Origin of the sequence: Streptosporangium sandarakinum (assembly GCF_013409935.1) — a bacterium.
GTDB classification, from domain to species: domain Bacteria; phylum Actinomycetota; class Actinomycetes; order Streptosporangiales; family Streptosporangiaceae; genus Streptosporangium; species Streptosporangium nondiastaticum.
The window spans coordinates 366655-392537 of the sequence record NZ_JACCCO010000001.1 but is presented as its reverse complement, the minus strand read 5'-3'; the positions used below and the strand labels follow the sequence as shown (position 1 = coordinate 392537).

Here is a 25883-nt window from a genome sequence, read left to right as displayed (position 1 = left end):
CCCGGAGCCGTGCGGGGTGCCGGGCCCCCGGCTAGGGGTTCGCGTAGCGGGCGGCCATGGTGTGGAAGACCTCTCGGGGCTTCCAGGTGGTCGGATCCAGCGTTTCGACGACGCCGTAGGAGCCCAGGTCGGCATGCCCTGTGCGGTTGTAGGTGGCGAAGGTGAACCAGAAGGAGGCGTCGACGCCCGCCTCCTCGAAGGCGTCCGTCAGCTCGGTGAAATAGCGGACCTGCTCGGTCTCGTCGCGGACGGCGTCCGCGGGGACCTCCCAGGCCATGCCGCCGCGGTCTCCGGCTCCCGCGTAGGGGCAGGTGCCGAACTCCGTTACGGCCACCGGCTTGCCGTGGCTGAAAAGGTCGCGCAGCTCGTCGGAGAAGTGGGCGGTGTTGTACGCGGCCCGGTAGGCGTCGATGCCGACCAGATCGAACGGGGCCCAGTCTACGAACTCCCAAGGACCCGCGGCATATGTCACCCGGCCGCCGAAGTGCTTCCTGGACACCGCGGCCACCTCGCCCAGGAAGGCGTTGAAGCGCTCCATCACCGGGCCGAGCGCCTGCCACCAGGCCGGATCCGCGCCGGCCATGGCGGTGAGCCGGTCCTCGTAGGTGGCCCCGGGCAGGAACCCGTGGCCGAAGGCACTGCTCTCGCAGCCGGGAACGAAGACGACTTCGGCACCCGCCCGCCGCATGGCCTCGGCTCGCCGGGCGCAGTCGGCGTACAGGGCGAGCATCTCAGAAGCACCCAGGTCGACGGGGAAGGGCGAGAACCACACCTCGAGACCCGCCGCGGCGGCGAGCTCGGCGGCGAGCGAGAGCCGCCCGGGCGTGCCGCCGGTGATGCGCACGGCGGTGCAGTGCAGCTCGTCGGCGATGACCCGGATGTCGCGCTCGACCGCCTCCGGATGCCACTCCGGGCGGCTGGCGTTGCCGGGCAGGAAGCCGGTTTCGTAGGTGACCCCTCGTACGCGCATCACTTCTCCTCTCCGCCGAAGACCCGTTCCAGCAGGTCGAACGCGAGATCGAGATCGCCGCCGACGAGCCTGCCCGCGGCCGGCGGGGACATGCCGTCCGTCAGGCGCTGGAAGAACGTCTCCTGGACGGTGCTGACCGCGGTGACGATGTGCGCGGCCATCAGCCGGACGCGCATGCCGTCCGGTTCGCCCGCCTCGACGAGGGCCTTGACCAGGGCTGCGGCCTGCTCGCCGCGGAAGCGGCTGACGCCGGCGATCAGTGCGGGGCTCTGCTGGATGACCCGCACCATGGTGCGCAGCTCGGGGACGTAGGAGCCCGCGGGCTCGGCGACGGCGCCGCGGTAGTGCTCGCGCAACGCGCGCAGCGGCGTGCGACCCGGCGCGCGCTCGGCGACGACCCGCGCGAGGTCGTCGTCGAGCACGTGCAGGACCAGGGACTCCTTGGTCGGGAAGTAGTTGAACAGGGTCGCCTTGACGACCCCGGCCGCCTCGGCGACCTCGTTGACGGTTACCGCGTCGAACCCCCGCTCGGTGAACAGCCGCATCGCCGCGTCCGCGATGTGGGCCCTGCGCTGGGCTCGTTTCTCTTCTGCGATCACGATGGACAGCGTACATGGACCGGGTTCAGAAATGAACCCGGTCCAATAAAAATCCGGGGGGCCGGGCATGACGACGGCCGCCGGGAAGGGGTGCCTTCCCGGCGGCCGTCATGGTGAGCTCCCGGATCGCCGCGGCCGGGCCGTACCCGCGAGTGGGTCGTACGGCGGGCGGCCGGGCCTGAGGGCGGGTGTTCAGCCGGCCTTGAAGAACTCCGCGACCGCGGGGCCGAGGACCTCGGGGGAGGCGTCGTGCGCCTGGCCCTCCAGGATGCGGTGCTCGCCGTTGGGCAGCTTCTCCGCGACCGCGGCGCCGCCCTTGCCCATCCAGGGGGCGCTGTTCTCGCCGGTCATGACGACCGTGGGGGTGTTGACGCGGGTCAGCCGCTCGGCGGGCAGCTTGTTGCCGGGGCCGACGACCGCGGCCTCGTAGACGAGGGTGTGCGCGACGGCCTCCATGCCCTCCCAGTAGGGGGACTGGCGCATCTGGTCCACCATCTCGGCGGGGACCTCGGCGGCCTCGGTCATGAAGCGCGCGACCACGTCGCCGCGGCGGCCCTCCGAGATGAGGTCGGCGAGCTGGGCCTCGAAGTCGTGGGGGACCGGCGCGCGGCTGTCGTCGACGATGTAGGGCGGCTCGTACACGGCGAGCTTGGTGATCGGAAGCCCGTGGGCCGCGGCCTCCAGGGCGAGCGCCCCGCCGGAGGAGCCGCCGAACACCATCGCCTCGCCGCCGGCGTGCTTGATGATCGCTTCGAGGTCCTCGATCTCCCGCTCGACCGCGTACGGCTGCGTGTCACCGCTGTCGCCGCGTCCCCGGCGGTCGTAGTTGTACACGGTGAAGTGAGGAGAGAGAGCGGCGGCCATACCCGTCCAGATCGGGTGGGAGCGGTCGCTGAACCCACCCTGCACCAGGATGACCGCGGGCCCCTCACCGGACCGGTCGAAAGCGATGGTGGTGCCGTCTGCTGACGTTACGTCCATGGTGAATCTCTCTGTGTGGTGGATATGGACAATTGCTCGGTCGTGCCCCACCGGGCCTCGCGCGACGGCGGCAAACGCCGGCTCCGCGGGAAAAGGCAGACCCGGGGGAACCAACCTGCACCATCCGTGGTCCGGCTGGCATCTCCGAGGATGCTATTCCGGCGGACCGACAATTCCACGGCCCGTCCGGAGAACGGCCGCTCCGGGCGCTCCACCGCGATTCCCGGACTCAAGGTATTTCTACCGCCGATCGATCTTTCAGGGCATTTATCGCTTTATATGGTTTTTCATGCCCGTCGTGCCTTTTTGTGTGGTTCCGCGGGGAGACCCCTCCCGCGTCCGTACAGCGAGGTGACCCGGGCCCTCCCGCGTCCGTACGGCGGGCCGGCACGGATCCCTCATGCCCGTACGGCGGGCCGGCGCCGTGCGCCCGCCCGCCGTACGTCCGCCACGCGGACCCGCCGAGCCGCTGAGGCGCGGTCAGAAGAGCTCGAAGGCGGAGGGGGAGCGGTGCCAGCCGAAGGCCGGGGCCGCGGCGGCCAGCGCGCCCGGGGTCAGCTCCCGGACCAGCCCGGTGCCCGCCAGCGTCCGGATCGACGTACCGCCCATGTACAGGGCGCCCAGGGCCCGGATGTCGCACGCCAGGTCGGCGGGGTCGGAGGTGGGGACGCAGGTGGCCGACTCCGGGGAGCCGGTCAGCCGCCACCGGCCGGTGTTGACCGGCATGAACTCGTCGGTCACGTCGATCACGACGTCCACGGGCGCGGCGTACCGGCGCGACTCCAGGGCCTTGGCGACGTCCACGACGCGGATCCACAGCGCGTCGCACAGGTGCGCCGCGAGCTGCCGCGGCTCGCCGACCCAGTAGAACAGCGGCTCGTCGATCGAGCACGACCACGTCGTGACCGAGCGGGTGAGGTCCACCGTGAGCAGGAACCGCCACAGCGCGTCGTAGGCCTCGGGGGTCGTGGAGACCTGCTCCACCAGCTCGACCTGCCCGATCGGGCCGTTGCCGGTCCAGTTGCCGCGCACCCGCCACAGGGCGTAGCCGTCGACGCCGCCGTCGCCCTCGTGCAGGACGACCCGCAGCGCCGAGGCGCCGGCCCGCATCGACATGAGGTCGGCCAGGCGGTAGTCCCAGTGGGCCTCGGTCCGCTCCGACCAGCCGGGCTGCTCGGCGTAGACCTGGTCGTAGACCTTGACGAGGGCGTCGCGCAGGTCGGCCGGGCTGCCCTCGATGATCTTCCCTGCGCCCTTGCCGGGCGGCAGGGTGACCTCGCGGGAGTTCACGTTGAGCCCGATCCGGCGGATCGACAGGCCGTAGCCGAAGCGGTGGTAGATGCGCGCCTCGCTGGCCCAGCACAGGGTGATGGCCTCGCCGAGGGCGCGGGCGTCCTCGAAGTGCCGGCGCATCAGCTTGGTCAGCAGGCCCTGGCGGCGGGCGGCGGGGGAGACGGCGCCGCGGCAGCCGTGGGCGGCGGGGATGACCGCCCCGGGGACGGCGATCTGCCGGGTGTTGCACCCCAGCGTGCCGACGACCCGGCCGCCGCTCCGCGCGACCAGCGAGCGGGCGGGCTCGAAGAGCTCGCGCTCGGCCTCGCGGCTCTGCGGGTCGCCGTCGATGTTGATGGCCGCGGAGAACGTCGAGTAGATGTCGTCCCAGTCCTCGTGGGTCGGGACCTCGATCGTGATGTCGTCGGCCACGGCTTCCCCAAGGTCGTTGCTCTTCATTCGGTAGCCTCCGGATTGCCACACTCGGGTTTTTCGACCGGATTACGGTGAACGGCGTTCGCCCTCGTATCCTCACACCGCCTCATGGGCGGAACATCTCCTGAAATGCGGGACTACCGGCCCGGCCGCGCCCGCGGGGGAAGTCGGCAAAAGCAGAGAAGGGCGTTTCCCGGGGGACTGTAAGAATTGTCCGCATGAAGGCCCTGGTGCTGTCCGGCGGGTCTGGCACCCGCCTGCGTCCTTTCAGCTACTCCATGCCGAAGCAGCTCATCCCGATCGCGAACAAACCGGTCCTTGAGCACGTGCTGGAGAACATCCGCGACCTCGGGGTCACCGAGGTCGGCGTCATCGTCGGCGGCTGGGCGGCCGAGATCGCCGGAGTGATCGGCGACGGGTCGCGGCTGGGGGTGCGCGTCACCTACATCCCGCAGGACCGGCCGCTGGGCCTGGCGCACTGCGTGGAGCTGGCCCGCCCGTTCCTCGGCGACGAAGACTTCGTGATGTACCTCGGCGACAACATGCTGCCCGACGGCGTGGAGGCCATCGCGGAGGAGTTCCGGACCGGCCGGCCCGCGGCGCAGGTCGTGGTGCACCGGGTCGCCGACCCGCGCGCCTTCGGGGTCGTGGAGCTGGGCCGGGACGGCGCGGTCCGGCGGCTGGTCGAGAAACCCGCCCGGCCCCGCAGCGACCTGGCCATGGTCGGCGTCTACTTCTTCACCGCCCGGATCCACGACGCGGTCGCCGCGATCCGGCCCGGGGCCCGCGGCGAACTGGAGATCACCGACGCCATCCAGTGGCTGGTCGACCAGGGCTCGGCGGTCAGGGCCAGCGAATACCGGGGCTACTGGAAGGACACCGGCCGGGCCGAGGACGTGCTGGAGTGCAACCGGCGGCTGCTCGCCGAGCTGGGCGACCGGGTCGTGCTGGGCCCCGGGGCCCGGGTGGTGCGGTCCGTCATCGAGGGGCCGGCCATCATCGGGGCGAACACCCTGATCGAGGACTGCCACCTCGGGCCCGACGTCTCCATCGGCCAGGACTGCGTGCTGCGCCGTACGCGGCTGGCCGACTCGATCGTGCTGGACGGCGCGACGATCTCCGAGGTCCCGGGCCTGTACGGGTCGATGATCGGGCGGTCGGCCGTCGTGATGCCGGCCGACCGGGAGAAGGTCCAGCACCGGCTGCTGGTCGGCGACCACACGCGGGTCGAGCTGGTCGCCTGACGGGCCGGGGCGCCGGCCGGCCGTACGGAAGGCGGCGGTCGTACGGCGGGCGCGCGGTCGGGGAACGGACACGAAGAAGGGGGACCTCCGGCGGGAGGTCCCCCTTCGCGTCCGTCGTCCCTTTCGCACGCCGTCCGCGCTCAGGCGTCGGCGGCCGGGAGGCGTCAGACGGCGTTCGCCGGGGAGTTCTGGTAGGCGGTGAGCAGCCACCGGCCGTCCTGCTTGGCCAGCACCCACGTGGCGTGGACCGCGCGCTCCGGCGCGGGCTGGGTCTCGTCGCCCACCAGGACGCCGCCCCGCGTCACCAGGACGGCGTTGTCCGGGCCGGTGAACCGCACCGAGATCGGCTCGCCGGCCACCCGGGTGCCCCGGTAGGGGCCGGCGTAGGCCCCGGCCATGAAGCCGCGGATCCCGTCACGGCCGGAGACGAAGACCCCGGGCAGGACCATGGTGGCGTCCTCGGTGAAGACCTCGGCGAAGGCGTCGGCGTCGTTGCCGGCCCACGCGGCGATGATGCGCCGGGGCACCTCGCTGACGGCCGTGATGTCGTCGGTGATGGTCGGTGATGCGCTCATGCTGGCGTTCCCTCACTCGATGGCTGGGACAGGGCAGGCCCGGCAGGCCGGCGGAGGGAAGGGGATCGCCCCGCGACCTCGCGGGCCCGCACATTCGCATCGTGGTCGCCCGGCGCGGGACACCGCACCTCTCGGCGTGCGGTGTCCGTTTTGCGGGCGTTCCCGCGCAGGCCGGGGAGTGGCTCCGTACGGTTCGCCCGGCCCTTCCGGGCAGACGGCCTCCCCGCGCGGGCCGGGGGAGTGGGGACGGGGCCGCGGGGGGAGAGAGACCCGGACGGACCGGTGACGGCCGGCAGGGGGCCCGCGCGGGGCGCTGGCAGGAAGTTGCCGGTGACCGGCACCTTGCTGATGGCCCTCCACCTGGAACGCCGGACGCGGCGCCGGAAGACTGACGATGCGGCCGATGATCGTGCCGCCTCCGGATGTCTCCGCTCCGCTTCCGGACGCCTCCGCGGCGGTCCCCGGACGTCCCCGAGGCGATGACCGGCCGTCCCGCGCCGGAGCGCACCCCATGGAGGACTGATGATTTCGACGGAGATCCGCCGTGCCGCGGTTCTCGGCTGCGGTCTGATCGGAGCGTCGGTGGCGCTCGCGCTGCGCCGTACGGGGGTCCACGTCACCCTGTCCGACCGCGACCCGTACGCGGTGCGCAAGGCCGAGCGGATGGGCGCGGGAACGGCGTCGGCCCGCGGCGACCGCCCGGCCGACGTGGTGGTCATCGCCACCCCGCCGTCCACGGTCCCCGGCGTGCTGCGCGAGGCCCAGGCCCGCGGGCTGGGCCGGGTGTACACCGACGTCGCGAGCACGAAGGCGGGGATCCTCGCCGAGGCCGAGGCGGCCGGCTGCGACGTCTCGGTCTACGTGCCGGGGCATCCGATGGCGGGTGGGGAGTCGTCGGGGCCGGGGGCGGCACGCGCCGACCTGTTCGCCGGCCGCCGGTGGGCGCTGTGCCCGCACCCGGCGACGCGGCCGGACGCGGTGCGCCTGGTGACGGAGCTGGTGGCGCTGTGCGGGGCCGAGCACCGGCTGGTCCGCCCGGACGCCCACGACCGGGTCACCGCCGCGGTCTCCCACGTGCCGCACCTGGTGGCGGCGGCGCTGGCGGCGAGGTTCGCGGGGGCCGACGAGACCACGCTCGCGCTGGCGGGCCAGGGCCTGCGGGACGTCACCCGGATCGCGGGCGGCTCCCCCGACCTGTGGTGCGACATCCTGCGGCAGAACGCCGGCCCGATCGCCGAGGTGCTCGACGCGGTGGTGCGGGACCTCACCGAGGTCGCGTCCGCGCTGCGGGGGGCGGAGCCCGGCGCGTCCGGGACGTCCGGTGTGCCAGGGATGGCCGGCACCGCCGGGACGCCGGGCGCGCTCGCCGGCCTGCTCGTCCGGGGCAACCACGGTCGTGCCCTCCTCGCCGGCGCGCGCCCGGCCGGCGTGGCGGGCGGACGCTCCGCGGCGCCGAAGGCGGCGGCCTGACCCGCTTCCCCGTTCCCTCCCCGCCGTTTCCGGCGTTCCCCCCGCCTCCGCCGAAAGACCCCTGCTCCCGCCGTTCCCCCGGAGGACTTCTCGCCCCACCCGGTCCTCCCCGCCTCGCCGGGGGTGACGACCGCACTCACGAAGGTGCCGCGGCCGTACACGGATGCGACATTCGTGAGGAGATCACCGGCGGGCGCCTCCCGGTCCGTGTTTCCCGGACGTCAGGACGAGCGTGCCGGCCTTGTACGCGTCGCGAGCCGGAGGCCGGGGAGCGGTTTTCGGGGGCTCGTCGACGACGACTAGGAGGAAATGGTGCTGACGACCGATGTCCCGGCGCGGGAAGAGCTCGTTCGCCGCGCGTCCGAACTGCTGCCGGTGCTGCGGAAGAACGCGGCCTGGTCGGAGGAGAACCGTCGGCTTCACGACGAGTCGATCCAGGCCCTGGCCGACGCCGGCGTCTTCAAGCTGAGGGTGCCCGCCCGCTACGGCGGCTACGAGGCCGACACCCGCACCCTCGTCGAGGTCGCCGCCGAGCTGGCCAAGGCCGACGGCTCCACCGCGTGGACGGCGTCCGTCTACTGGATCCCCACCTGGATGACCTGCATGTTCCCCGACGAGGTCCAGGACGAGGTGTTCTCCACGCCCGACGTCCGGGTGTGCGGGACGCTGAGCCCGAGCGCCATGGCCACCCCCGTGGACGGCGGCGTGGTCGTCAACGGCCGCTGGGGCTTCGTCAGCGGCGCCTGGCACAGCCACTGGCAGGAGATCATCGCCATCCAGGCCGGTCCGGGCGTCGAGCCGATGCCGATCATGGCGCTGGTCCCGATGTCGGACCTGGAGATCGTGGACGACTGGAACACCTCGGGCCTGAAGGGCACCGGCAGCGTCACCACCGTCGCCAAGGACGTCTTCATCCCCGCCGAGCGCGTCCTGCCCCTGCCCGCGGTGCTCGCCGGGCAGTACGCCTCGAAGCTGAACGCGGCCTCGCCGATCTACCGCGTCCCGCTGCTGCCGGTCGCCTCGGCCTCCTCGGTCGGCACCGCGGTCGGCCTGGCGAAGGCCGCCCAGGAGGCGTTCTTCCAGCGGCTCCCCGAGCGGAAGATCACCTACACCGGGTACTCCAGCCAGCGCGAGGCGCCCCTGACGCACCTGCAGGTCGCCGAGGCGGCCATGAAGGTCGACGAGGCCGAGTTCCACGCGGGACGGCTGGCCGGCCTGGTGGACGGCAAGGGCGTCAGCGGCGAGCAGTGGACGCTGGAGGAGCGGGTCAAGGCGCGCGCGGACATGGGGGCGGCGTGCCGCCTCGCCAAGGAGGCCGTGGACATCTACGCCACGGCCAGCGGCGGGTCGTCGATCTACACCCACGTGCCGATCCAGCGGATCGCCCGCGACATCAGCGCCATGAACCTGCACGCCCTGATGCACCCGAACACCAACGCCGAGCTGTACGGCCGCATCCTCTGCGGCCTGGAGCCCGACACCTTCTACATCTGAGAGCGCCTGACGGAATGGTCTCTGCTGTGCTTTGATCTCCCGCCGTAACGACGGTGGGAGGGGTGAGCCGGTTGGCGCGGCCGAAGCCGTGGGAGGTCGGCGACGAGCTGTGGGCGGTCATCGAGCCGCTGCTGCCCGAACACCAGCGACGAGCTCGCTGGCCAGGGCGAAAGCGGCTGGATGACCGCCTGGCGTTGCAGGTCATCCTGTTCGTGCCGAGGGAGCCGACGGCGTCATGACCACCCGATCCGAGCCAGAACAGGGCCGGCCCGACCCGGGCCTGGACGCGATCATGAGCGAGCGGCGTCACCTGATCATTCTCGCGTACCGGTTGCCGGGCTCGCCGGCCGAGGCCGAGGACGCCGTGCAGGAGACCTGCACCCGCTGGTACGCCATGTCCCGGCGACAGCAGGACGCCATCGAGCCCCCCGGCGCCTGGCTGACGACGGTCGCCAGCCGCATCTGCCTCAATCTGCTCGGCTCGGCACGAGCCCGGCGAGAGACCTACGTGGGCGAATGGACCCCCGAGCCACTACCCGACGACATGACATTCCTGGAACGTACGGTCAACGGTCAGCCCGGTCTGGTGGCCCAGCGGGACGGCGTCATCGTGACGGTGTTCGCGTTCGAGGTCGCGGGTGACCGGATCGAGCACATCCGGGTGGTACGCAACCCCGGCGAACTCCGTCACTGGACGACGGGCCGAGGCGTGCCTCCCCGGGCTTTGTAAGACGCCCCACCCGGGCCCGCACCAGGACGGTCGGTGGTGTCAGCCGGCCGACGCGGGCGGAGCCGCCGCCATCCGCCGTTCCGATGCCGGTGGGTTCGATGCCCGTGCCGGGTGCCGAAGAATCGATGGATCGAGGCGGCCTCCGTGCCGGGGCACCGTGCCGGGTCCGGGCCCTTTCCCGTGGACCCGGAAACCGAAAAAGCGGCGACCGAGGGAGGGCGTGAACGACGAAGGCCATTCCTTTCCGAAGGGTTCTCGGAAAGGAATGGCCTTCTCCCGTGTCCGGGGCCGCTAGGCCGCGGAGACCTCGGCCTGGCCGGCGACCTTCCGGACCAGCGCCTCCAGGTTCGGGTCCTCCTCGAAGATGTCGCCCACGTCGATGGAGACGCCGAGCTCATCCTCGATCCGGGACACCAGGCGGACCGCTGAGATCGACTCTCCTTCGAGGTCGAAGAACGTGGCGTCCTCCATCCCGTCCGGTACGTCGAGCACGTGCTTCCAGATCTCCGCGACCTTGCCCTCGATGACCGAGAGGCTGAGCTCGCCGGGACGATTGCCATTCATCCGGGTTCCTCCCATCGCCAGACAAACGTCAATGGCGGCGTGTGAGCAGATCCGCGATCCGCGCAGGTCCGTAGGCCGATTCCTGTTTCCCCATCATCACGGCGCGGAGATCCGGATGCATCTCCGAGAATGCGAGCGCGGCGGCCCGGACGGCCGTCACGAAAACGATCCGGGCGGCCGTCACGAGAACACGGAAAAGGCACCGGCACGGAAAAGGCGCCCGGTCGCGCGCCGTGCATCCGTCCGGGCGGGGGAGCCGGTCGCGCGCCGTACGCCGGGCACGCCCGCACGCGCCGTCCCGGCGGTTCCCGGAAGCGTCAGGCGAGGATCCGCGTCGTGCCCCCCGGCCGTTTCACCCCCAGGCGCTCGCGGATCTTCCGCCCGGCCGGCACGTCGAGCCGCTCGGTCAGTTCGAGGGCCCTGGTCCGCGCCTCGTCGGCCTCTGCGTCGGCCTCGGAGGCGCGCAGCGCCTCGCTCAGCAGGGCGAGGGTCTCGGCCTCCTGGAGCGGGATCTGCATCCCGCGGAACAGCGAGACGGACCTGCGCAGGTGGACGGTGGCCTGGTCCGGGTCGCCGGACACCAGGGCCAGCTCACCCAGCCCGGCGAGCACCTGCGCCTCGGCGAGCCGGTGGCGGGAGCTGCCGGCCGGTTCCAGCGCCTGGTGCAGCATGGCGTCGGCCTCGGCGATGCGTCCCTGACGCAGCCGGGCGATGCCCAGGCCGTGCAGGCTGAACGCCTCGCCCGTGGAGTCGCCGATCTCCCGCACCACCGTCAGCGCCTCCTCGAAGGCGCCCGCCGCCAGGCCGAACTCGCGCGCCTGGAGGTGGGCCAGGCCCATGCGGTGCAGCACCTGGGCGGTCACCCTGCGGTCGCCCCCGGACCTGCTGAGCGTCAGGGCCTCGGCGAGCATCACCTTCGCGCCCTCGGGGTCGTCGCAGTCGAGGCGGAGCTGGGCGAGGCTGTGCAGCGTCTGCGCCGCGGCGACGTCGTCGCCGACGGAACGGAAGATGCCCAGTGCCTTCTCGTAGTCCTCCGCGGCCGCCTCGAAGTGGCCGTTCATACGTTCCATGGTCGCGATGCTGCGGACGGCCAGGGCGGTCCGCCGCTCGTCGCCGACGGCCTGGAAGAGCTCGACGGCCGCCTCGAACTCGCGCCGCGCGTCGCCGAAGCGCTGCTCGTTGAACGACAGCGAGCCGGCGGTGTACAGGATCTCCGCCTGGCCGCGCTTGTCCCCGGTGCCGCGGGCGGCCTCCAGGGCGATCTCGTGGGTCTCGCGCCAGTCGTCGAGGTAGACCCTCGACTCGAAGAACGTGGCGGCGGTCGTCGCGAGCCGCCAGCACAGCTCCCCGAGACCGGCCTGCGCCGCCTGGCGGATGCCGTACACCAGGAGGGGGCGCTCGCGCTCGAACCACGCGATCGGCTCGGTGACGAGCTGACGGACCAGTTCGTCGGGCAGGACCCGGGGGATCTCCGTCTCCCCGAAGGCCTGCGGGCAGGTCCCGAACTCGCGGCATCGGGCCGCGTCGACGAGGATGAGCAGCCCGCTCAGCACCCGGCTGAGCGCGGCGGCGCGCTCGGCGGCGGGCTCCTCGGCGGCGAGGCGTTCCCGGGCGAACACCCGGACGAGGTCGTGGAAGCGGTACTGGGTGTGCACGCCCCGCCCGGTGCCGACGACCTCGACGAGCTGGGCGTCGGCCAGGTCGTCCAGCAGGTCCTGGGCCTCAAGGAGCGGTTGCTTCAGCAGGGCCGCGCCGGTCCACCCGGAGAAGACGTGGGAGTCGAGGATCGCCAGCCGCCGGAACAGCCGGCGGGCCTCCTCGCTGATGCCGTCGTAGGTCAGGGAGAGGCTGGCGCGGATGCCCATCTCTCCGTGCATCAGCTCGTCGAGCCTGCGGGTCTCGTCGCGCAGCCGGCCCACCAGCTGCTCGACGCTCCAGTGCGGGCGCGCGGCGAGGCGGGCGCCGGCGATGCGCAGCGCCAGCGGCAGGTGCCCGCACAGCTCGGCGAGCGCCGCGGCGGAGCCCGACTCGGACCGCACGCGGTCGGTCCCGGCCACGTGGGAGAGCAGGTCCACCGAGTGGGCCGGATTGAAGAGGTCCACATCGACGTGGGTGACGCCGGCCAGCCCGGCGAGCCGGCTGCGGCTGGTGATGATGACGGCCGAGGCGGGGTTGCCCGGCAGCAGCGGCAGGACCTGGCTCTCGCTGCCCACGTCGTCCAGCACGATCAGCATCCTGCGGTCGGCCAGCAGCGTCCGGTACGTCTCGGCCCGCTCGTCCAGCCCGTCGGGCAGGGCGGTGCCGGGTATGCCGAGGGTGCGCAGGAACCGTTCGAGCACCTGCAACGGGCTGACCGGGCGGGACACGCCGCTGTGCAGGCTGGCGAAGAGCTGGCCGTCGGGGAAGTGCTCCATCACGCTGTGCGCGGCGTGGACCGCGACGCTGGTCTTGCCGATCCCCGCCCGGCCGGTGACCACGACGATCGGTACGGCGAAGCGCGCCGGGCCGTCGGAGGCGACGGTCAGCCGCCTGCGGATGACGTCCACCTGCTCGGCGCGGCCGATGAAGTCGGCGATGCCGGCCGGGAGCATGCCCGGCACCGCCGGGACGGGGGCCTGCGGCGCGGCCCCGGCCGGCGCGGGCGCCTGGGGGGCGTCGAGGCTCTCGTCGGAGGTGAGGATCGCGTGTTCGAGCTGCTGCAGCCGCTCGTTGGGCTCGATGCCCAGCTCGTCGATCATGGTGCGCCGGGCGTCGCGGTAGACCTGGAGCGCCTCGGCCTGCCGGCCCGAGCGGTACAGCGCCGTCATGAGCTGGCCGAGGAGCCGCTCGCGCAGCGGGTACTCCTCCACGAGCCGGGTGAGCTCGCCGACCAGCTCGTGGTGGCGGCCGAGGTCGAGCTCCAGCTGGAGGCAGTCCTCGTTGGAGGTGATCCGCTGCTCGGCGAGGCGGGCCGCGACCGACTGCGCCAGCCGGCTGTCGATGCCCTCCAGGGCCGTTCCCCGCCACAGCGCGAGCGCCTCGCGGTAGTGCCGGACGGCCTCCTCGGGATCGCCGCCGTCACGGGCGCGGCGGGCCCGCAGCACGAGGTTCTCGAAGCGGCGCGCGTCTATCTGCTCGTCGTCGGCCCGCAGCGCGTACCCCTGCGACCTCGTCACGATCACCTCTTCGCCGCCGTGAGCGGCGAAGAGCCGTCTCAGCGCCGAGATGCAGATCTGCACCTGGGCCCGCGACGTGGCGGGCGGGTCGTCCCCGTAGATGGCCTCCATGAGCCGGCCTGTGGCCACCGTCCGGTTGGCATCCAGGAGGAGGACCGCCAGAACGGTCTGCTGCCGGATGCCACCGAGATCCACGCGTTGCCCGTCCGCGGTGACTTCGAGCGTTCCTAGAACGCGAAACTCCACGCGCATCTCCTTGAAGAAACTTCCGCCCCCCGGCGCAGCGAGACCTCTACGCTTTGCAGCCGTGCGGGGTACGGGAAGTGACGGACCTCCCCGAAGCCGGCTTTCCTGGTCACAGGAAGTTTACGTAAAGCAGGGCCCGGGAACACCAGGGGTTCTGTGCGGTGTGTTCCAAGATCGGCACTCTAACGCCACCTTGTTCGCGATCGTACGCTCTGTCCGTTTCGTGAATGGATGGTACAACGCGAAATGAGGTGTTGCCAGGCGCACCGCTTGCTCGCGGGCGATTCCCCTTGTCAACCTGGTGAAAAACACGAAACGGCCGGGGACTCGCGTCCCCGGCCGTTTCGGCGTTCGGTGGTGTTCCCGTCATCCCCAGGGGTTGCAGCACATGGGGCGGTGGGTGGTGGGCGGCGGCGGAACCGGGGAGGATGCGTTCGCGGTCGCGCCGCTGACGGTGACGCCCGCGAGGGCGATGACGATCGAGACACCCAGTCGCACGACGGTCTTGTTGATCTTGCCGCTCATCTTTACCTCCGCGGTCGTGGCGGCGTCGCCGGACGCCGTTCCTGACACCGATGACGCTCACACGGCCCGCCATCGGGTCTCTATCGCTTCCCTTCGCTCCGGACATCTCCGCAGGTGAAAGCAGATTTCGGGGGTTCCTGAACCGTCCGGGACGGAGCGCGAACCGGTGCCGCGGGGCGGCCGGCCGGCCGCGGCCCGGCCGTCCGCCGGCGGAAGCCGGGGCGGGCGGCCGGCTGACACGTGACGAGAGCATGACGAGCCGATAAGCGGGCGAAGGCGAACCGATAGCGCGGTCCGCGAAGCTTGGACGAAGCCCAGGCGAAGCCGACGCTCGCAGCGGCGCCGCCTGGGCGGCCAAGGCGAAAGCGCCGAACCGGGCCGCCGTGGACGGGCCCGTTGGACAGGTGACGGTGAGATGGGTATTGCTATTCAGACACTGGACGGTGTCTACGGCCGACCGGCCGCCAGTGTCAGGATCCGGCTGGAGTGCGCCGACGGCGGCCACTGGAATCCGGACGCCAAAGCCGAAACCGACCACGAGGGCCGCGTCCAGGACTGGAAGGGCCGCCGTTTCGAACGCGGCGTTTACCGCCTCATCCTCGAAAGCGACCGGTACTTCGTCGGCCTCGGGCTCACCGCCGCCTATTCGGAGATAGTCGTTCTCTTCCGCATGCACGACGAGACCGACTCCTACCAGATCCAGGTTCAGCTCTCGCCGTACTCGTACTCGACGTATTTCGGCTCATTCGGCTGACGGGTGTCAGCATCCCCAGGCACACCAGGTTCACGTAGGTAAGGGCTCCGACAGTGAATACCGGACGGTACACCGCATTCCCCAAGGTCCCCCTGAACGATCGCACGTGGCCGGACGCCACCGTCACCGCCGCGCCCCGCTGGCTCTCCACCGACCTCCGGGACGGCAACCAGGCGCTGGCCGCCCCCATGACCCCGGCGCGCAAGCTGGTGATGTTCGACCTGCTGGTGCGCATGGGCTACAAGGAGATCGAGGTCGGCTTCCCCGCCGCCAGCCGCGACGACCACGACTTCGTCCGGATGCTCGTCGAGGAGGACCTCATCCCCGACGACGTCCGCGTCTCGGTGCTCGTCCAGGCGCGCGAGGAGCTGATCGAACGCACCATGGAGAGCCTGGCGGGGGCGCGGCGGGCCACCGTACACCTCTACCACGCGACGTCGCCGTGGTTCCGCCGCCGGGTGTTCGGCATGGACCGCGACGAGTGCAAGGACCTCGCCGTACGGGGCACCCGGCTGGTGACGAAGTACGCCGAGCGGTTCCTGGACGACTGCGACCTGGGCTTCCAGTACTCTCCCGAGCACTTCGCCGACACCGAGCCGGACTTCTCGCTGGAGGTCTGCGAGGCCGTCATGGACGTGTGGCAGCCCGGCCCGGGACGGGAGATCATCCTGAACTTCCCCACCACGGTCGAGCGGTCCACCCCCAACGTCTTCGCCGACCAGATCGAGTGGATGCACCGCAACCTGTCGCGGCGCGAGCACCTGTGCCTGTCGGTCCACCCGCACAACGACCGCGGCACCGGCGTCGCCACCGCCGAGCTGGCCGTGCTGGCCGGGGCCCAGCGGATCGAGGGCTGCCTGTTCGGCAACGGGGAACGGGCCGGCAACGTGTGCCTGGTCACCCTCGGGCTGAACCTGCTCACCCAGGGCGTCGACCCCGGTGTCGACTTCCGGGACCTCGACCGGGTCCGGCGCACGGTCGAGGGGTGCACCGGGATCCCGGTCCACCCGCGCCACCCCTACGGTGGCGACCTCGTCTACACCGCGTTCTCCGGTTCCCACCAGGACGCCATCAACAAGGGCTTCGACGCCCTGGAACGGGAGGCCGCCGAGGTGGGCGCCGAGCCGGCCGGGCTGCCGTGGCGCCTGCCGTACCTGCCGCTGGACCCGCAGGACGTGGGACGGACCTACGAGGCCATCGTGCGCATCAACAGCCAGTCCGGCAAGGGCGGCCTGGCCTACGTCATGAGCGCCCGGCACGGGCTGAACCTGCCCCGCGCGCTGCGGGTGGAGTTCGCCCGGACGGTGCAGGCGCTGGCCGACGCCGAGGGCGGGGAGATCGGCCCCGACCGGCTGCGGGAGTGCTTCGAGCGCGAGTACGTCATCGGCGCGGCGCCCGATCCCTTCACCGAGGTCACCGCCATGGCCCCGACCCAGGCCGCCACCGCCGCCGTCTCCGCCACGGCTTCCGGAGGTGTCCCGGCGACCGTCGTCCTGCACGTCGACGGCGGCGGCTTCGACGCCGGGCGGGACCGGACCGACGCGGTGCGGGCCGTACGCGCCGAGCTCGCCCGGCGGGGGCTGCGGGTGCGCGCCGTCCAGCACACGGGCCCGGCGGGCGACGGCCGTACGGCCCGGCGGGAGGCGCACCCGCTCCCCGGGGCCGGCCGGGCCGGTGAACCCCGCGAGGACACCGACGGCAGCGGGCTCCACGGGCTCCCCGGACCTCACGGGCTCCGCGAGGTCGCGGTCTACGCCGAGCTCCAGGTGGGCGGGACGGTCTTCTGGGGGGCCGGGACCGGACCGGACCTGCGGGCCGCCGCGCTGTCGGCCGCCGCCTCCGCCGTCGCCAGATCGCGGCGGGAACGGATGCGCCGCACGGCGGCCCCGGCGGCCCCCGCGGAGACGGTTCCCACGACGGCCCCCACAACGGTGCCCACGGCGGGTGTCTCGACGGGCGCCGCGGCGGAGCCGGGGGCGCTCACCTGGACGAGGAACACGCGGACGAGAAGCACGCGGGCGAGGAGCACGCGGACGACGGCGGGACGGTGACGACCGGCGGGTGATGACCGGCCGGATGACGGCGCGACGAGACGGAGAACCCCGGCGAGGGCGGGGCCGAGGAGGGATACGACGATGAAACTGGTCGAGCGGGAGGAGGAGCTGGCCTGCCTGCAGGCCCTCCTCGACAGTGCGGTGCTGGGCAGGGGCAAGGTGGCGCTGGTCGGTGGCGCCGTCGCGACGGGCAAGAGCGCGCTGCTGCACGTGTTCGCCGAGCAGGCCATCGAGCGGGGCGCGCTGGCCGTCACCGCGACGGGCTCGCGCATGGAACGGGACCTGCCCCTGGGTGTGCTCGGCCAGCTCATCCAGGACGCGCCGCTGGTCCCCGAGGAGCGCGACCGGGCGCTGGCGCTGCTGAACGAGGGCGCGCGCGCCGTGCTCGCGGCCGAGCCGGAGGACACCGGCGGCCGGCAGATCGACGCCCAGACCGTTCACGTCCTGTGCACCGTCCTGCTGGAGCTGTCGGAGCGGTACCCGCTCATGATCATCGTCGACGACGTGCACCACGCCGACCGCGCCTCCCTGCTCTGCCTGGCGTACCTGGCGCGGCGGGTACGGCTCGCCCGGATCGTGATGGTGTTCGGCCACGCCGACCACGGCCGCTGGCCCGACGGGTTCTTCCAGACCGAGCTGGTCCGCCAGCCGCACTGCCGCCGCATCCAGCTCACCCGGCTGTCACGGGCCGGGGTGGCCGCCCTCGTCGAGGAGGAGGCGGGCCGGGAGACCGCCGACCGGCTCGCCGACGAGTGGTACGCCCTCAGCGGCGGCAACCCCCTGCTGGCCAACGCCCTGGCCGACGACTACCGGCAGCTCACCCGGTCCGCCGCGGACGAGCCTCCGGACGGGGTCACCGCCGGCGACCACTACGGCCAGGCCGTGCTGTCGTGCCTGCAGCGCGGCCACGAGCAGACCATGCGGGTCGCCCGGGGTCTGGCGATCCTCGGCGAGCCGGAGTCGCTCGACCGGCTGCTCGGCCTGCCCGGTCCCGACGTCGGCAGGGAGCTGCACTCCCTCAGCGCCGCCGGGCTGCTCACCCTCGGCAGGTTCCGGCACGACGCCGTCCGCGAGGCCGTCCTCGCCGGAACGGACGCCCAGGAGCGGGCGGACCTGCACCGCCGGGCCGCGGAGCTGGGCTACGACCTGGGCTCCTCCCCGGCGGTGATCGCCGGGCACCTGCTGCGGGCCGGCCGGGTCGAGGCCCCCTGGGTCGTGCCGATCCTGGAGGAGGCCGCCAGGAGCGCCCTGCGCACCGGGCGGGTGGAGGCGGCGGTCGACTACCTGCGCATGGCCTGGCGCGAGTGCGCCGACGAGACCCAGCGCGCGAAGATCATGACGATGCTGGTGCGCGCCGAGTGGCGGATCAACCCGGCCGCGCCGACCGGGCACCTCGCCGAGCTGGCCGAGGCGATGAACCGGGGCAGCCTGCGCGGCGTCGACGCCGTCGTGCTGGCCCGGGCGCTGCTGTGGTACGGCCGTTTCGACGACGCGCGCGACGTGCTCGAACAGCTCAACCGGCCGGGCGCCGCGGCGGACCCCGAGACGGCCGCCGAGCTCGTGGTGAGCCGTCTGTGGCTGCGCGCCACCCACCCGCCCTTCCTCGACCGGCTGCGGCACCTCGCCGGCGACCAGGGCCTGGCGACCATGGTCTCGGTGTCGGTCAGCCGGCGGCTGGAGTCGGCGCTCGCGCTCGCCGAGGTCCTCACCCGGGGCCCGCGGGAGGAGGACATGGACGCCGTCGAGCGGATCCTGGAGGACTCCCGCCTGGACGAGATGACGCTCGACACCGTCGAGAACTCGCTGCTGGCCCTCACCTACGCGGGCCGCTGCGAGCGGGTGGCCCCCTGGTGCGACCTGTTCAGCGTCGAGGCGTCGTCCCGGCAGGCGCCGAGCCGCCAGGCCCGGCTCGCCGCGATCCGCGCCGAGATCGCCGTCCGCCAGGGCGACATGCCCGCCGCCGAGCACCACGCGCGCCTGGCCCTGGACATCATCCCGGTGAGCAGCTGGGGCGTCGCCATCGGCGGGCCGCTGAGCAGCCTGATCCTCGCGCTCACCGCGATGGGCAAGTACGACGCGGTGCGCGAGTACCTGGACCGGCCGGTGCCCGAGGCGATGTTCCAGACCCGCTACGGCCTGCACTACCTGCACGCCCGGGGCCGCCACAGCCTGGCCACCGACTACTTCGCGCTGGCGCTGCGCGACTTCCAGCAGTGCGGCGACCTGATGGCCGCCTGGAACCTCGACACGCCCGGCCTGATCCCCTGGCGGGCCGACGCCGCCGAGGCGTGCCTGCGGATGGGCCAGGCCGAGGAGGCCCGGCAGCTCGTCCAGGCCCAGCTCGACCTGTGCGGCCCCGGCGCCACCCGGGGCCGGGGCGCCGCGCTCCGGCTGCTGGCCGCCGTCTCCGAGCTGCGCCGCCGCCCCCCGCTGCTGCGCCAGGCGACCGAGTACCTCCAGGCCGCGGGGGACAGGTACGAGCTGGCCCGCGCGCTGTTCGACCTGGTCGAGGTCTATGAGGCGCTCGGCGAGCACCGCCGCGCCAAGACGATCGCCGGGCGGGCGCGGGCCGTGGCCGTGGAGTGCCACGCCCAGCCGCTGGCCGGGACGCTGTCGCGGGCCGACGACCCCGGCGCGCCGCCGGCCGTGCCCGCCGGGGACATGATCGACATGCTGAGCGACGCCGAGAGGCGGGTCGCCGCCCTGGCCGCGGCCGGCTACACCAACCGGGAGATCGCCGCCAAGCTCTACATCACGATCAGCACGGTCGAGCAGCACCTCACCCGCACCTACCGCAAGCTCAACATCAGCCGCCGCGCCGACCTGCCGCTCGTCCTGGAGTTCGGCGACCAGCTCGTCGTCTGAGACCCCGCTCCGGTGCGTACGGCGTCCGCCGTACGCACCGCCGTACGGCGCCCGCCGGAGACCCGCGCGTCCCGCCCCGGTCCGTGCGGCCCCCCGAACCCCTCCCGGGCCCGTCCGGACCCCGAAACCCGCCGGGCCCGGGAGGGCATTCCCGGAGGTGCGCGCCGCCGCCGCCGGGTGGGACCTTCGTAGCCGGAGGTGCGCCGTGGAGGAGAACCCGATCCTGACCGTCGTGCGGGGCAACCCGACAGCCGAGGAGCTGGCGGCGGTCGTCGCGGTCCTCACCGCGCGGGCCGCGGCCGCCGCGGCTGTGGTCGCCGAGGCCGCCGAGATCGCCGAGGCCGGCCGCCCGCGGACCGCCTGGCACGCCCAACCGGCCTGGAGCGCCGGGACGATCTGGGACGCCGGCTCCGCCTGGAGCGTCTGGGGCGCCTGGAACACCGGGACGGCCCGGCCCGCCGCGGCCGTCCGCTGACCCGCCCGGGTGCCGTTCGCCGCACCCGTCCGCCGCGCCCGGCCGGCGACCCGGTCGTTTCGGCGGGAAAATCCCGATCCGCGGTCCGATCGGTGATCATTCCGGTTGAATACGCCCCATGAGCGATCTGGCGACCGTCCTTTCGACCTGGCTGGACGGGCAGTCGACCACCGGCATGGACCTGTACGGGATCAGGATGCTGGCGGTCGGCCGGTTCGGGAAGGGACTCCTGTTCCTCGCGGGCCTCTCCGTCGGCCTGGACCTGCTTGACCCCGACGGGGTCAAGCGGCGCGGCGAGGCGAACCAGGAACGCGCCGAGCGCACCCTCACCCGCAGCCGCCACAAACGCGACGTGGCCCGGCTGTCCGCACTCCACGACACCGTCACCGAGGACATGGTCACCGTGTGGTCGGTGCCCGGCGACATCAACGGCCCGATCAGCGGACTCTCCGTCCACACCACGCCTCCCGGCCGGGTGCCCGAGGGACTCGACGTCGCACTCGACGTCTACCGGAGCTTCCACCGCGCGGTCATCGACGAGCTGCGCGCCTACGCCGGAGACGAGAACGAGTACACGCACGCGAAGCGCCGCGCCGCCGAGTTCCTGTCGAGCCACCTCAGCGGCCCCGACCGCGCGCTGTTCACCGAGGCGGAGCGGGCCGGCAGGAACGATGGCTGTGTCCTGGTCGCCCTGGCCGGCGCGGTCATCGCGTTGGTGTTCGTCGTCGTCGCCCTCAAGACGAGCCCGGCGGCCGTGCCGTGGGCGTTCATGGTCATGATCGCCGAGATCGTCCTGCTCCTGGTCACCCTCTCCACCGCGTCGCGCCTGAGGGTGGCCGCCGCCTGGCGGTGGCTCCTCGGGCGGGCGCTGCGGCGGCTCGCCGCCACGCTGCGGAGCGCCCGGCCGTTCCACGGGTTCCGGAAGGCGGCCTTCGCGCTCTTCTTCGTCGGGAGCATCCTCGACATGCTCGCCTCCTGACCGCCGGGAGCCTCCCCGGCCGCTCGCCCTACGGCCACCCCCGCCGTCCCGGGCCCCGCGTTCTCCGTCCCCGCCGGGGCGGCGCCCCCGTCCCGTGCCCTTCTCCGTTCGTGCGGACCGCCACCGCGTCCGCCGGCCCCGCATTCTGTGAAAAGCCCGAGCGGGCCGCCGGTCGCATCCTGAGTGGTGTGCGCGGGCGTCCCCCGCACGCCGGGGACGCCCGCGGCGGTGGTCCTCGGGCCTCCCAGGCGGTTGAGGAGAGCGCCATGTCGACATTCTTCGGCTCGTTCCGCCGGTTGCTGCTGGCACCGTCCCTGGCGGACGTGACGTTCGCGGTGCGCGGCTTCCCCGGCGCGTCGTCACCGGCGGCCGAACGGCTGGAGGCGATCCCGCAGTCCGTCGTGTGCGGCTTCGAGTGGGGCATCGACGCGCGGAACCAGTGGGAGGTCGAGCGGCGGCTGGGCATGATCGACGTGGAACTGCGCGGCTTCGCCTACGAGGGCGCCACGATGGCGCTGACCGTCCTCGACGCGATGGGCGGGGGCCGCGGCCACCGTACCCGCGACCTGCTGCTCGGCCCCGGCCGCCCGCACATCTTCCTCACCTACATCGGCATCGGCTTCGCCATGGCGCGGCTGCCCCGGCCGCTGTGGAAGAAGGTCGTCCCCGACCTGGGCGAGACGCCGTACCACCCGACGATGAGCTGGCTCGCGGTGGACGGCTACGGCTTCGACCGGGCCTACTTCGACACCCGGCGCTGGGTGGACGAGCAGCGGGTGCCCGCCCCCTACGCCTGGGAGGGGTCGCCCGGCTACTTCCCCCGGGCCGTCGACCAGGGCATCGGCCGCGCCCTGTGGTTCATCCACGGCGCGCGGACGGCGGACGTCGCCGCCGCGGTGCGCCGCTTCGCCGACGGCCGCCAGGCCGACCTGTGGAGCGGCGTCGGCCTGGCGGCGACGTTCGCCGGCGGCTGCGGGACCGATGATCTGGCCGCGATGGGGGAGGAGGCCGGCGAGCACCGGGCCGAACTGGCACTGGGCGCGGTCTTCGCGGTCAAGGCCCGCGACCACGCCGGGTTCGTCCCCGAGCACACCGCGGCCGCCACCGCCGCGCTGACCGGTCTGTCGGTCGCCGACGCGGTCGCGCTCGCCGACGACACGGCCGTCGATCCCTACGGCTCCGGCCCGGTCCCGCAGTACGAGGTGTGGCGGCGGCGGATCCACGCCCGCTTCGCGGCGGACCGCGTCGGGCGCTGACGCCGGGCCGCCGCGCCCGGGCGACCGCACCGGGCCCCGGTCACCGGGCCCGCGGCACCGGACCGCCGGACCCCGGTCACCGGACCGCCGGGCGCTGCCGCCCGCCGTGGCGTCCGGCGGTGACGCCCGGTGAACTCACGCGTGATTCATGAATGGTTTTCCCGGGCCGTTTTCCGGTTTTCGGAGAAAGACGTGCTCCCGGGAAAAGCGCGCCGGATCAGCACTTCCGAAGTGGAGAGCGCAGCTCGGCATATGCGTGAATTTATGAAGGACACCTATTGACGAGGGGTGGAGGGGTTGGGTTGACCAGCATGTTCCGGTCATTGAGGCGTCGCGTCCTGACGCCGGGCATATCAGAGACGAAACTTGCCACCCGGGGTTTCCACGTGAAGGACGACGCGTCCCGGGAATTGTTGGAGACGATCGGCGAGACTTTTCTCACCGGTTACGCCTTCGCGGCCGAGACCCGTTCCGCGGCCGAGGCCGAGGAACGCCTGGAGGAGATCCCCCGGCGCTTCCGCGGCTTCGCCTACGAGGGCGCCGGCATGGCCTTCGCCATCCTCGACCGGCTGACGCCGGGCGGCGGGCACCGGACCGCCGACTCCCTCGCCGGACGGGGTGACGCCCACAACTACATGATCTACGTCGGCATCGGCTGGGCCATGGCGCGGCTGCCGCGCTTCCTGTGGCCGGACAGCCGCGGCCTGGACCCGCTGCTGCTGTGGCTCGTCCACGACGGCTACGGCTTCCACCAGGCCTACTTCCACACGCAGCGGTACGTGCACGAGCAGTACCGCGAGACGCGCTTCCCCTGGCCGGCCGGCGGGCCCGAGGCGTACGCCGCCCGCGCCATCGACCAGGGCATCGGCCGCGCGCTGTGGTTCGTCGGCGGCACCGACGTCGAGCAGGTCGTCTCGCTGGTCGAGCGGTTCCCCCGCTCACGCCGGGCCGACCTGTACGCCGGCGTCGGCCTGGCCGCGACCTACGCGGGCGGCGCGCCCGAGGACGAGCTGCTGGAGCTGCGCGAGCGGGCCGGGACGTACCGGCCGCAGCTCGCCCAGGGCAGCTCGTTCGCGGCCGAGGCCCGCGTCCGCGCCGGCCTGCTGGTGCCGCACAACGAGGTCGCGACCCGGGTGCTGTGCGGCACCACGCCCGAGGACGCCGCCCTGACCAGCCGCCGGACCCGCCCCGACGGGCCCGTTACGGGCGACCTGCCCGCCTACGAGGTGTGGCGGCGCCGCATCGCCAATGAGTTCGCATTTGCTGGAGGTGTTACTCCGTGACCACGACAGCTGGCTGGCTGCGCAGGCAACTGCCGGGAATCGTCGCCCTCGTCATGATGGCGGCCCTTTTCGCGGCGGGCCGCCCGTCCTTCGCCTCGGACGAGGAGAAGGACGGCCTGGCGAGTACCTACGCGTTCGAGCCGATGAGCATCGCGCTGCCCGCCGGGTACCCGCAGAAGACGATCCGCCAGGTGAACCAGCGCTACAGCAACATCGACGCCTGGATCTCCTCGGTCGGGGCCGGCATCGCCATGAACGACCTCGACATGGACGGCCTGTCCAACGACCTGTGCGTCACCGACACCCGGATCGACCAGGTCGTGGTGACCCCCACCCCCGGCGCGCGCTCCGACCGCTACCGGCCGTTCGCGCTGAACCCCGGTTCGCTGCCGATGAGCGACACGATGGCCCCCATGGGCTGCCTGCCCGGTGACTACAACGAGGACGGCCGCACCGACCTGCTGGTCTACTTCTGGGGCCGCACGCCGATCGTCTACCTCGCGAAGAGCGGCGCCACGCAGCTCGCCGCGGACGCCTACGTGCCCACCGAGCTGGTGCAGGGCGTCGGCACGACCAAGTACACCGGCCCGCAGTGGAACAGCAACACCGCCACCGCCGCCGACTTCGACGGCGACGGCCACGTGGACGTCTTCATCGGCAACTACTTCCCGCACGGCCCCGTCCTGGACCCGAAGGTCAACGGCGGCGTGGAGATGAACGACTCCATGTCGGCGGCCGTCAACGGCGGCGAGGACTACTTCTTCCGCTGGACCGGCGCCACCGCCGGCGAGCGGCCGACGGTCACCTTCGCCAAGCTCGACGACGTCCTGCCGACGAACGTCTCCAAGGGCTGGGAGCTCGGCGCCAGCACCGCCGACCTGGACGGCGACCAGCTGCCCGAGCTGTTCCTGAACAACGACTTCGGCCGCGACCGGCTGCTGTACAACCGCTCCACCCCCGGCCACATCGCCTTCTCCCTCGCCGAGGGCGAGTCCTCGCCGATCGTGCCCAAGTCCAAGACCCTGGGCCACGACTCGTTCAAGGGCATGGGCTCCGACTTCGGTGACCTGGACGGCGACGGCCTCTACGACGTCTTCGTCAGCAACATCACCACCTCCTTCGGTATCCAGGAGAGCAACTTCCAGTTCATGTCCACCGCCAAGGACCGGGCCGAGGTCGCCTCCGAGCTGAAGCGCGGCGTCGCGCCGTTCGCCGACCACAGCGCCCCGAGCCGCACCGCGTGGTCCGGCTGGGGCTGGGACGTCAAGATCGACGACTTCGACAACGGCGGCGTCCCGGCGATCGTCCAGGCCACCGGCTTCGTCAAGGGCGACGTCAACCGCTGGCCGCAGCTGCAGGAGCTCGCCACCGCCAACGACGGCGTGCTGCGCAACCCGCACTCCTGGCCGACCGTCCATGAGGGCGCCGACATCGGCGGCAGCCAGACGCTCGCCTTCTTCGTCAAGGACGCCAAGACCGGCCGCTACGCCGACCTGTCCCCGCAGCTCGGCATGGCCGTGCCGGTGCCCACCCGCGGCATCGCCACCGGCGACGCCGACGGTGACGGCCGGCTCGACATCGCGGTCGCCCGGCAGTGGGACGCCCCGGTCTTCTACCACAACCAGAGCCCGACCCCCGGCGCGTTCCTGGAGCTGCGGCTGAACCACGAGAACGCCGCCGGCGCCGCCTCGTCCGCCGCGTCGCCCGTGATCGGCGCCGAGGTGAAGGTGACCCTCCCCGGCGGGCGCGTCGCCATCGGCAAGGTCGACGGCGGCAGCGGCCACTCCGGCCGGCGCAGCCACGAGGTGCACATCGGCCTCGGCCGGGACGTCACCGGTCCGCTGCCGGTGCGCCTGACCTGGCGCGACCGGACCGGGCAGGTCCACGAGCAGGATCTTCAGCTGACCCCGGGCCGGCACACCGTGCAGCTCGGCTCGCAAGCGAAGGAGCAGTGACG

Annotated in this window: 22 protein-coding genes; 13 read left to right on the top strand and 9 right to left on the bottom strand. The window is 72.7% G+C overall.

Going from position 1 to position 25883, the window contains the following annotated elements; all coding sequences use genetic code 11:
- Positions 1-31 precede the first annotated feature (31 nt).
- The 4 genes from HDA43_RS01820 to HDA43_RS01805 all read right to left on the bottom strand — a co-directional run bounded on the left by HDA43_RS01820 (position 32) and on the right by HDA43_RS01805 (position 4281).
- Positions 32-970, bottom strand: a complete 939-nt coding sequence (locus HDA43_RS01820) for a glycoside hydrolase family 113 protein (protein WP_179817996.1) — start codon at positions 968-970, stop codon at positions 32-34.
- Positions 970-1569, bottom strand: coding sequence for a TetR/AcrR family transcriptional regulator (locus tag HDA43_RS01815; protein WP_312872898.1), 600 nt, complete (start codon positions 1567-1569; stop codon positions 970-972). The genes HDA43_RS01820 and HDA43_RS01815 overlap by 1 nt, the downstream gene beginning before the upstream one ends.
- 192 nt (positions 1570-1761) lie before the next feature.
- Positions 1762-2550, bottom strand: a complete 789-nt coding sequence (locus HDA43_RS01810; protein ID WP_179817994.1) for an alpha/beta fold hydrolase — start codon at positions 2548-2550, stop codon at positions 1762-1764.
- Positions 2551-3030: 480 nt separating this feature from the next.
- Positions 3031-4281, bottom strand: a complete 1251-nt coding sequence (locus HDA43_RS01805; RefSeq protein WP_179817993.1) for a GNAT family N-acetyltransferase — start codon at positions 4279-4281, stop codon at positions 3031-3033.
- 194 nt (positions 4282-4475) lie between these two features.
- Between HDA43_RS01805 and HDA43_RS01800 the strand changes: the two genes are divergently transcribed.
- Complete coding sequence (locus HDA43_RS01800; RefSeq protein WP_179817992.1) at positions 4476-5501, top strand: glucose-1-phosphate thymidylyltransferase; 1026 nt, start codon at positions 4476-4478, stop codon at positions 5499-5501.
- Between the two features lie 164 nt (positions 5502-5665).
- Here HDA43_RS01800 and HDA43_RS01795 read toward each other — a convergent pair whose 3' ends face one another.
- Entirely contained in the window at positions 5666-6076 is a 411-nt protein-coding gene (locus HDA43_RS01795) for an SgcJ/EcaC family oxidoreductase (RefSeq protein WP_179817991.1), read from the bottom strand.
- A gap of 522 nt (positions 6077-6598) precedes the next feature.
- On the opposite strand from HDA43_RS01795, the gene HDA43_RS01790 reads away from it, so the two are divergent.
- The 4 genes from HDA43_RS01790 to HDA43_RS01775 all read left to right on the top strand — a co-directional run bounded on the left by HDA43_RS01790 (position 6599) and on the right by HDA43_RS01775 (position 9770).
- Entirely contained in the window at positions 6599-7546 is a 948-nt protein-coding gene (locus tag HDA43_RS01790; RefSeq protein WP_179817990.1) for a prephenate dehydrogenase, read from the top strand.
- 312 nt (positions 7547-7858) lie between these two features.
- A complete protein-coding gene (locus HDA43_RS01785; RefSeq protein ID WP_312872897.1) occupies positions 7859-9040 on the top strand; it encodes an acyl-CoA dehydrogenase family protein in 1182 nt (393 codons plus the stop codon).
- Positions 9041-9102: 62 nt separating this feature from the next.
- Entirely contained in the window at positions 9103-9279 is a 177-nt protein-coding gene (locus HDA43_RS01780) for a transposase (RefSeq protein WP_218911557.1), read from the top strand.
- The gene (locus HDA43_RS01775; RefSeq protein WP_179817988.1) at positions 9276-9770 is read left to right on the top strand and encodes a sigma factor; all 495 of its coding nucleotides are present in this window, start codon (positions 9276-9278) and stop codon (positions 9768-9770) included. Before HDA43_RS01780 ends, HDA43_RS01775 begins: the two co-directional genes overlap by 4 nt.
- Positions 9771-10061: 291 nt before the next feature.
- On the opposite strand, the gene HDA43_RS01770 is transcribed toward HDA43_RS01775, so the two are convergent.
- From HDA43_RS01770 to HDA43_RS01755, 4 genes are all read right to left on the bottom strand, one after another.
- Positions 10062-10334, bottom strand: coding sequence for an acyl carrier protein (locus HDA43_RS01770; RefSeq protein ID WP_179817987.1), 273 nt, complete (start codon positions 10332-10334; stop codon positions 10062-10064).
- A 28-nt stretch (positions 10335-10362) separates the two neighbouring features.
- On the bottom strand, positions 10363-10518 hold the full coding sequence (locus tag HDA43_RS01765; RefSeq protein ID WP_179817986.1) for a hypothetical protein: 156 nt from the start codon (positions 10516-10518) through the stop codon (positions 10363-10365).
- Positions 10519-10651: 133 nt separating this feature from the next.
- Positions 10652-13735, bottom strand: coding sequence for an AfsR/SARP family transcriptional regulator (locus tag HDA43_RS01760; RefSeq protein WP_179817985.1), 3084 nt, complete (start codon positions 13733-13735; stop codon positions 10652-10654).
- Between the two features lie 366 nt (positions 13736-14101).
- On the bottom strand, positions 14102-14260 hold the full coding sequence (locus tag HDA43_RS01755) for a hypothetical protein (RefSeq protein WP_179817984.1): 159 nt from the start codon (positions 14258-14260) through the stop codon (positions 14102-14104).
- A 415-nt stretch (positions 14261-14675) separates the two neighbouring features.
- Between HDA43_RS01755 and HDA43_RS01750 the strand changes: the two genes are divergently transcribed.
- From HDA43_RS01750 to HDA43_RS01715, 8 genes are all read left to right on the top strand, one after another.
- On the top strand, positions 14676-15014 hold the full coding sequence (locus tag HDA43_RS01750) for a hydroxyisourate hydrolase (RefSeq protein ID WP_179817983.1): 339 nt from the start codon (positions 14676-14678) through the stop codon (positions 15012-15014).
- A gap of 53 nt (positions 15015-15067) precedes the next feature.
- Positions 15068-17065 (top strand): 2-isopropylmalate synthase, encoded by a 1998-nt coding sequence (locus HDA43_RS01745; RefSeq protein WP_179817982.1) that lies wholly within the window; start codon positions 15068-15070, stop codon positions 17063-17065.
- 84 nt (positions 17066-17149) lie between these two features.
- On the top strand, positions 17150-19933 hold the full coding sequence (locus HDA43_RS01740; protein WP_179817981.1) for a helix-turn-helix transcriptional regulator: 2784 nt from the start codon (positions 17150-17152) through the stop codon (positions 19931-19933).
- Positions 19934-20138: 205 nt separating this feature from the next.
- On the top strand, positions 20139-20408 hold the full coding sequence (locus HDA43_RS01735; RefSeq protein ID WP_179817980.1) for an acyl-CoA carboxylase epsilon subunit: 270 nt from the start codon (positions 20139-20141) through the stop codon (positions 20406-20408).
- 118 nt (positions 20409-20526) lie between these two features.
- Positions 20527-21387, top strand: a complete 861-nt coding sequence (locus tag HDA43_RS01730; protein WP_179817979.1) for a hypothetical protein — start codon at positions 20527-20529, stop codon at positions 21385-21387.
- 266 nt (positions 21388-21653) lie between these two features.
- Complete coding sequence (locus HDA43_RS01725) at positions 21654-22643, top strand: DUF1702 family protein (RefSeq protein ID WP_179817978.1); 990 nt, start codon at positions 21654-21656, stop codon at positions 22641-22643.
- 311 nt (positions 22644-22954) lie between these two features.
- Complete coding sequence (locus tag HDA43_RS01720) at positions 22955-23926, top strand: DUF1702 family protein (RefSeq protein ID WP_179817977.1); 972 nt, start codon at positions 22955-22957, stop codon at positions 23924-23926.
- Complete coding sequence (locus tag HDA43_RS01715; protein WP_179817976.1) at positions 23923-25881, top strand: CRTAC1 family protein; 1959 nt, start codon at positions 23923-23925, stop codon at positions 25879-25881. Before HDA43_RS01720 ends, HDA43_RS01715 begins: the two co-directional genes overlap by 4 nt.
- Positions 25882-25883: the final 2 nt, after the last annotated feature.